The organism is Shewanella sp. S1-58-MNA-CIBAN-0166 (assembly GCF_040310085.1).
Lineage (GTDB): Bacteria > Pseudomonadota > Gammaproteobacteria > Enterobacterales > Shewanellaceae > Shewanella.
Genome location: NZ_JBEOPN010000104.1, coordinates 1 through 341 on the forward strand (window position 1 = coordinate 1; position 341 = coordinate 341).

At 45.2% G+C, this 341-nt stretch carries 1 protein-coding gene; it reads right to left on the minus strand.

Features of this window, described 5'->3' with window-relative positions; all coding sequences use genetic code 11:
* On the minus strand, positions 1-341 hold a 341-nt coding region (locus AAEY99_RS21275), incomplete at both ends, for a transposase (RefSeq protein WP_351011958.1).

The window sequence follows — 341 nt, forward strand, 5'->3', positions numbered from 1 at the left end:
TGCTAATGTAGCCTTTGTCGGCATAAAGTTTATCCATTGAGTTAACCACCATCCCCGAAACAGGCTGAGTGTCATGCACATTCGCGGGCGTTATTTTGGCGGCTACAATGCCGCCTTTGTGATTAACAATTAGGTGAAGTTTAAACCCGTAGAACCATCCCATCGTGCCTTTTCCTCGGCTAGCGAGGCCCGATAAACTTTTATGCCTTGGAATTCGTAAGTTGTGACAGACCTTGATACTCGTTGAATCAACAAACTCAATCCCTGTTGGCTGACTTCTTATGGTACAAAAATAGCTGCACAATGGCACGACAGTTGTGGGCATTAGTTCCAAAAAGCGA